5 protein-coding genes are annotated in these 7,044 nt (G+C 53.4%); 2 read left to right on the forward strand and 3 right to left on the reverse strand.

The window, feature by feature from the left end:
• Positions 1 to 83 precede the first annotated feature (83 nt).
• Both feoB and P1S59_09295 read right to left on the reverse strand, forming a co-directional pair.
• Positions 84 to 2,156, reverse strand: coding sequence for a ferrous iron transport protein B (gene feoB / locus P1S59_09290; protein MDF1526446.1), 2,073 nt, complete (start codon positions 2,154 to 2,156; stop codon positions 84 to 86).
• Complete coding sequence (locus tag P1S59_09295) at positions 2,153 to 2,488, reverse strand: metalloregulator ArsR/SmtB family transcription factor (GenBank protein ID MDF1526447.1); 336 nt, start codon at positions 2,486 to 2,488, stop codon at positions 2,153 to 2,155. Before P1S59_09295 ends, feoB begins: the two co-directional genes overlap by 4 nt.
• Positions 2,489 to 2,738: 250 nt before the next feature.
• Here P1S59_09295 and P1S59_09300 point away from each other — a divergent pair, with 250 nt between their 5' ends.
• On the forward strand, positions 2,739 to 3,938 hold the full coding sequence (locus tag P1S59_09300) for a putative sulfate/molybdate transporter (protein MDF1526448.1): 1,200 nt from the start codon (positions 2,739 to 2,741) through the stop codon (positions 3,936 to 3,938).
• Positions 3,939 to 4,627: 689 nt separating this feature from the next.
• Here the strand turns inward: P1S59_09300 and P1S59_09305 are convergent.
• Entirely contained in the window at positions 4,628 to 5,047 is a 420-nt protein-coding gene (locus P1S59_09305) for a secondary thiamine-phosphate synthase enzyme YjbQ (GenBank protein MDF1526449.1), read from the reverse strand.
• A gap of 246 nt (positions 5,048 to 5,293) precedes the next feature.
• On the opposite strand from P1S59_09305, the gene P1S59_09310 reads away from it, so the two are divergent.
• Positions 5,294 to 6,661 (forward strand): PAS domain S-box protein, encoded by a 1,368-nt coding sequence (locus tag P1S59_09310; protein ID MDF1526450.1) that lies wholly within the window; start codon positions 5,294 to 5,296, stop codon positions 6,659 to 6,661.
• Positions 6,662 to 7,044 lie beyond the last annotated feature (383 nt).

A 7,044-nucleotide genomic window follows, 5' to 3' on the forward strand; every position in this document is an offset into this window, starting at 1 on the left:
TCACTGGTGAGACCAGAATTGCAGTAGTTTGAGATTTGAGATGTGAGATTTGAGATCCCCATAATCATCAATTCTCAGTTTCTTTATAGTCTTATCCCCAACGCATTCAAAGCCCAGTTCACAGCCCCTCCCACCACGAAAGCGAAAGGAAACACGAACACTGCCACCGTGGTCGCCATCTTCCAGCCCCGCTCCTTGAGCATGACCAGGAACTGGGCGATGCAGGGCAGGAACAGGGTCAGGGTAATGGTGGCCACAGCCAGCTGATTGCCGGAAAGAGCGCCTGTCTGGTGAACATCGTAAAGGCCGGCTACCCCGTAATCCCTTCTGAAAAAACCGTAGAGGAAAGCCTGGGCCGCCTCATCCGGGAGCCCGATCCAGTTAGTGGGAAATTTCAACAGCCACAAGGCCTTCTCAAAGAGACCGGTGATGTTGCCAACCCATATGAGGACGGAGGCCAGGAGGAAGAGAGGCAGGATCTCCATGAAATACCATCTCATCCTGCTTGAGGTCTTTATCCAGACGTTGGAAAACCTGGGCATCCTGAGGGGAGGCAACTCCATGAAAAAGTCGGGTGTCTCCCCGGGCAGAATCTTGGCCGTCAGGTAACCGATGAGGAGAAATACCACACCGACAGTCCCGATCCAGGTAACGATCACCCCCGGTGAATCAGCGGCGAGACCGAATATCACGCCCAGCTGCGCTGAACAGGGGATCGCCAGTGCCAGAAGGACGGTAGCAATAACTCGCTCCCTGACCGATTCCAGGGTTCTCGTGACCATGGTTGCCATAGTCCCGCAGCCGAAACCGAGAGTCATGGGTATGACGGCGCGCCCGGAAAGTCCGATCTTTTTAAACAGCCTGTCTATGAGCAGGGAAAGTCTCGGAAGGTATCCACTGTCCTCCACCATGGAAAAGATGAGGAAAAAGGCACCTACAATGGGCATTACGAGGGCAACGGCGTAGCGTACTCCCAGGGTGAGGACTCCGTAGTCCATGGCTATCAGATCCTGGAGAGGTTTCCACGGGATCAGCCTTTCGGTCCACCCGTTGACAAAGGGAACAAAAAACTTCTCGAAGAGGTGCCCCTCCAGAAAATCCACAACGGTTCCGGCTCCAAAACCTCCCACGAAACGGTAAAACCCGAAATAAAGGACCAATAGCAAGATAGGGATTCCGGTCCATGGAGAGATCAGCAGCCGGTCCAGCCGGGCACTCGCTTGCCCGCCGGAAACCTCACCTTTTGTTATAACCCCTTCAAGGATCTGATCGGACCTGCGCTGGCGACTCATGGTCAGGAAGTAGCCGACAGGGTGCTCCAACTGTTTTTTCAGGAGGTTCAGTACCGAAAAGACTTGTTGTGCCCTGTCCGAACCATGGGTGGACAGGAGCCGCAGTACGTCTTTGTCTTCCTGCAGCGCGAGAAGGGCCGTGGCCCTGTGGGAAAAGGTGGTGTCGGGCATGACACTGGAGATCTCCCTTGCGGCCATTTCAATGGCAAGACCGTAATCGATATTGATCCCATCTGATCTTGCCGAATAAGCAGCGATAACCTCTTTGAGAGATCTTATTCCCTTACCTGAGATCCCGACAGTCGCCACTACCGGGATGCCCAGCTTCTCCTGGAGCTTTTCGACATTGATCTCCACACCCACCTGCTGTGCCTCGTCCATAATATTCAGCACGAGGATGACAGGCAGACCCGCTTCGATAAGCTGCAAGGTAAAGGGAAGCATCCTGTTAAGGTTCTTGGCGTCAACCACGTGAAGGATCACATCCTGGGGATCCTCCATGAGCATGCGCCTGGTCACCCTTTCCTCTTCGGTGATGGGAAAAACGGTGTACATGCCCGGCGTGTCGACGACTGCGCATTCCTGCCCTGCGAATCGCATCCGACCGTTGGAAAGGGCCACGGTAGTACCCGGATAGTTGGACACGATGACATAGCTGCCGGTCAACCTGTTAAACAGGGCGCTCTTTCCGACGTTGGGGCTTCCCACCATGAGCACGCGGCGACCGGGCTCTTCGACCTGTCCGGATCTGCGGCCTCCGCCTCTGCGGCGATGGCGCCTGGAAAATAATCCGCGCTTGGTCTCAGGTTCATCATCATGATGATGGCGGCAACGGCCGCAGTGTATTTTACAGTCGTGCATCATAAGCCCTCTACGTGCTCGAGACCTTCCCTGAAGATGGTGGCCACATGCGCGTCGCTAATGGAATATAAAGCATTTTTGCCGTCCTTCCTGAACTTCACAAGACGGCTGTTTCGAAGTATGCGGAGTTGGTGGGAAACTGCAGAGTCAGTGAGATCAAGACCCTCAGCCAGATCCCTGACACAGGATTCGGAGCCTACCAGAGCCATGAGGATCCGAACCCTTGTCCGGTCACCCAGAACACGAAAGGTCTCGGCCAGGTCATAAAGAGCCTCTTCGAAGTCTTTTCGTTTCCGCATCGCCTCAAAAGGGTCTTTCCCTATTTCCGGGCTCATCACTTCCTCCATAACAGGCTTTCAATCCTCACCTAAACATGAACGATTGTTCATATGAACGATTGAACAAGTAACAAATTAAACCAACTCAGTCAAACAAAGAATTTCCCTTGAGAGCTGAGATTTAAGGTATAAGATTCTATTTTGATTTACCCCGGGAAAGGCAGCCAGTTCCCTCAAAGTTCCCAGGTATGGCAAGCATGGTCACAGGCTGACCTGAATATCAATGCCGTGGAGGTTATGACCGCTGATGACGCCTCGTTACCAGTTCAATCGCCTGGAGTTCGCAGGCTCCCTGGGCGACCTGGGCACGCTCCTCCCCATCGCCATCGCCATGATCGTGGTCAACGGCCTGGACGCCACTGGCCTCTTGTTGTCCATAGGCCTTTTTTACCTTGTTGCCGGGATCTATTACAGAGTGACCGTCCCGGTGCAACCCATGAAGGTGATCGGAGCTTATGCCATCGCCTCCGGTCTCACCGCCTCTCAGATCACGAGCTCCGGTTTGCTCATAGGGGCCTTCCTTCTCATCGTCGGGGTCACAGGGGCTATAACCTTCATCGGCAAATTCACCCCCAAAGCGGTGGTCAGGGGCGTCCAATTCACCACCGGAGTCCTGCTCATGGCTGAAGGGGTGCGTTTCATGATCGGCACCTCCAGATTTCAGGTGCTGAGCCTCACTGCCGAACCGTACCTGGGTGTGCAGGCACTGGGGCCAGTACCCATCGGGATACCTATCGGGATCCTGGCTGGCGCAGCCACTTTGCTCCTGATTAAAAACAAACGCTTCCCGGCAGGTCTTGTTTTGGTATTCTGTGGCCTGATCCTTGGGCTCATCCTTGGCACCCACCAGGGATTCGACAACCTGCGGCTGGGCATCAATCTGCCCCGCCTCCTGCCCTTCGGCTGGCCAAACAGAGCCGACCTCACATTGGCCATGCTGATCCTGGTGCTGCCCCAGGTTCCCATGACCCTGGGTAACGCGGTCATCGCCAACGCAGACCTGTCAAAGGATTACTTCGGTGAGGATTCATCCCGAGTCACCTACAGGTCCCTGTGTATCAGCATGGCTCTTGCCAACTTTCTGAGTTTCCTGATCGGTGGGATGCCCCTTTGCCACGGAGCTGGCGGCCTGGCGGCTCACTACCGCTTCGGGGCTCGTACCGCCGGCTCCAACCTGATGATCGGATCCGTTTTCCTGGCATTGGCCATTTTTTTGGGCAGTCATACGGTTACACTGATGTTCCTGATGCCCATGGCCATGCTCGGCGTATTATTGATCTTCGCTGGCGGTGAGTTGGCCCTGACCATCCTGGACCTGAGGCAACGCAGGGACCTGTTCGTTTGCCTTCTGATGCTGGGTATAACTCTGGCTTCTAACCTGGCGGTGGGATTTGCGGCAGGTTTCGCAGTGGCATACGGCTTTCAATCAAGGAGGCTCTCCATATAGCTGCACCCCTGCCTCAAACCCCTTGCGGGGTCATGGAGACAACGTTTTTTTGCCATCGATGACCCGGAGGCGGCCCGCTGGTAGACCGCATATACCGCAGAGGAAACTGAATTTTGGAAAGCACGGTTACTATAGATGCGATGTTTCATGCCCTTGCCGTCATTCCGGAAATCGCGGCCAATGCGTGATTGTCCGGAGTGACGGGCAAGTGCGACCCGTCTTCGTTCTTCGAACTACGCCGCGGCAGGCTTAGAGTAAACGAACATGGTTCGTCAATCCGGACAGATTAAAACGATGGTCTGGGATCCAATTGCATTAGTCATCGCGAACCCTACTATAGGCAACTTCCTAATTCTTCCTCCCCTTGCTAATAGTCCCATTTCCTTACTCTCCCTCTCCCCTGGAGGGAGAGGGCCGACCAAAACCAATCTCGGATTTCGGGTTAAGTCTCCATCCTGCAAAGCCGCCAGTCTTGCACATTCCACATATTTTAAAGTAGTATAGTCACACACTTTTTGAGCATTCTCCTGAGTGTATTTTTGGGGTCGCCGCCTGTAATTTAACCTTGTTTAAGATACAAGCTGCGGCCCCGGATTCCTGAAAGTGTGAAAGGCGAGACCTGACCAGGGGTTTCCTGGACCATGACCAGGATTTTAATCCCTCCTTCCCTATTCCTCCTTCAGGTTTACTCATTCCCCTATTATTTTAACAAGTACTCGTTTCCTCCTGCGTCCATCAAACTCCCCGTAAAAAATCCGTTCCCAGGGCCCGAAATCCAACTGGCCATCCGTGATCGCCACCACCACCTCCCGGCCCATGATCTGGCGTTTGAGGTGTGCGTCCCCATTGTCCTCACCAGTGAGGTTGTGCCTGTATCGGCTTATGGGGGCGTGGGGGGCCAACTCCTCGAGCCACCTTTCGTAGTCCGCGTGAAGACCTGACTCGTTATCGTTAATGAACACCGACGCGGTAATGTGCATGGCGTTCACCAGCACCAGGCCTTCCTTTATGCCGCTCTCCTCGAGACACTTCTGAACGTGGGGAGTGATGTGGATAAATTCACGCCTGTTGGGCACATCGAACCACAGCTCTTTACGGTAACTTTTCATGAGGTCCTCCTTTGAGTATATTCAAAATTCAGGAATCACGTCTTCACCCAGACTTAAGTCTTCCTCTGCGTTCGAAGCCTGTCATGCCAGAGGCGTGACGTACTCCGCGTTAAAAAATCAACGCCTTTACAGGAACCAATCCTTTTCTGAGATTGCCACGTCCCTCTCGTCTATCTCGATGCTTTTCGCAATGACAGACAGCAAATGATTTGCAATTTTTTTTCACAAGCCTTACATTTCAGCCCTATGGATAGAACTGCGAGACATATATCCGGCTGGAAGATCCGCACAGCCAGACTGCTTCATCCTGTTCCGGTTTTTTTCATCGTAACAACCCTCACGGCGTTGGTCTACACTGTCCCCAACCTGCGTCAGACCTATCAAACCAGCACCATTTCGGTATTGGGTATAACCACCTTTGTTTTCAATATTCTTCTCCCGGTGGCCACCGGGTTTATCGCGGCCTTCGGTGTCTATTTCGGCCTTTCTGACCTGAGGCGGAAAACCGGTGATAGTGAAAGGTTCCTGAGCACCAAAGAGTCCTACACCGCGGATGACAGGTCAAGAGCCATCGCCAGACACCTGCCCACAGCAGCTATTACTATGGATGTGACCGGAAAGTGCACCTTTCTCAACTTTGCCGCCGCCGATCTTTTCCACATCTATCAACCGGAGGATCATTATATTATTGATCAGTTCATCGACTCCAACGGTTTACGGGGCAGCATAGAGGAAGTTTTCAGGGGCAATACCATCACGGTTGACAGAACAGGGATCCTGCTCGACGACCCCGAAACAGAGCGGACATGGGAAATAACAGGAATTCCCTTTACCAGGAACGATGAGGTCATCGAGGCCTTGCTGCTGATAGAGAACAGAGCCCAATACCGCATGCTCGAGGATGAGCTCATTCGTACCGAGGATAGATACAAAAACATATTTAACCATGCCCCCTGCAGTATCTTCTTCGTGGACAGCCAGGGATATTATCTGGACGCCAACCCTGCCGCACTGGAAATGCTGGGCTACTCTCTGGAGGAGCTCACGACTCTCACAACACGGGAACTGAGCTCTGATTCTGACAGAAGGCAGAGGCGGCTCAGGGAAGCACCCGGCTGGGTTGAAGATGAAACAAGATATCTGCGTAAGGATGGAAAAATGGTTGAGGCCGAGCTTCTGGGAAGCAGCTTCCAGTCAGGCACTGAAACATATTTCATCGGCATCGCCAAGGACGTTACGGCCAGGAATGAACTCCAGCGGAACCTGTCGGCAGCCAAAGCGCGTCTCAAAGCTGTCCTTTCCCTGGAAACCCGGCCCCTGATCCTTCTCGACGCCCAGGATCGCATCGCAAACGTCAACAGTGCCGCTATCGATCTGCTGGACTGCCCACCTGAAAAGCTCCTGGGTATGCCCCTGGAAGATCTGATCCAGGGCGAGCCTCCTCCTCTTCAGGAATCATCTTCCGCATCCTCCTCACCATGTATTTTTGATATTCCCCTGGGATCTGCCAGGAACCTTTCCGTCATACGCTTGCCCCTGGGCAGTTCAACCAATACGGGATCCCTTCTCCTCCTTTCCGGCGGTCCCCTCCCCGTAAAAAACAGCAAATCATAAAGCGGCCGGTCTTCGAATCCCAATCAGCTAAAAACTTTAACGCGGTAAAAAACATCGCTTTTTATAGTAACCGCGCTTTCCCAGGATTACAGCCTTTCTCCGCGGTTCTCTGCGGTGCGGCCATGATCGGCCGCTCTGCGTCACCCTGCGTTAAAGCTTTTATCGTACTTTACAGAAATACCACTGGATTCCGGACAATCACGCATTGGCCGCGATTTCCGGAATGACGGCAAGGGCATGAAACATCACACTATAGTAACTGTGGTCTTTCCCAGGATTAAGCCTCTCTCTGTGTACTCTGTGCCTCTTCTATGAGTAGGCCGGTCCTGTCAACGGGAAACTGGTCTATTGCCGACATCGGAAGCCCTTGCTTACACCCTGCT

It is taken from the genome of bacterium, assembly GCA_029210965.1.
Taxonomy (GTDB): domain Bacteria; phylum BMS3Abin14; class BMS3Abin14; order BMS3Abin14; family BMS3Abin14; genus JALHUC01.